Source organism: Arthrobacter celericrescens, assembly GCF_003614925.1.
In the GTDB taxonomy this organism is placed as follows: Bacteria; Actinomycetota; Actinomycetes; order Actinomycetales; family Micrococcaceae; genus Arthrobacter; species Arthrobacter celericrescens.
Genome location: NZ_QYLP01000039.1, coordinates 1 through 505, shown reverse-complemented (window position 1 = coordinate 505; position 505 = coordinate 1). Strand labels below are relative to the sequence as shown.

General features: G+C 65.9%; 1 protein-coding gene. It reads right to left on the bottom strand.

From position 1 onward, the window contains the following. A partial coding sequence (locus D3654_RS10130; protein WP_162943699.1) for a sugar phosphate isomerase/epimerase family protein occupies nucleotides 1-505 on the bottom strand: 505 nt, incomplete at both ends.

Sequence of the window (505 nt, the reverse complement as noted above, 5' to 3'; positions counted from 1 at the left end):
TCGTCGAAGACGTCCAGGATGGGGTTCCAGCGGTCGGCGAAGTCCTGGTAGCCGGCGTCGATGGTTTTTTCGGGGACGGGCGGGAACATGGCGAGGTATTGCCAGATGGAGGAGCCGGTGAAGCCGACGACGGTGTCCACGCCGAGGGCGCGGGCGAGGCGGGCGGTGTGTTTCATTTCTTCGGCGGCGCGCTGGCGGACGCCTTCGGGGTTCCCGTCGCCCCAGACGCGGGTGCCGACGATGGCTTGGTGGCGGAAGTCGATGGGGTCATCGCAGACGGCCTGGCCTTTGAGGTGGTTGGAGATGGCCCAGACTTTGAGGTTGTATTTGTCCAGGAGTTCGAGTTTGGAGTCGATGTAGCCGGGTTCGTCCCAGCGCCAGGCGTCCAGGTGGTTGCCGGAGACGGCGATTTCCAGGCCGTCGTAGCCCCAGCCTGAGGCCAGCTTGGCGACGTCTTCGAGGGGCAGGTCGGCCCATTGGCCGGTGAAGAGGGTGTAGGGGCGGG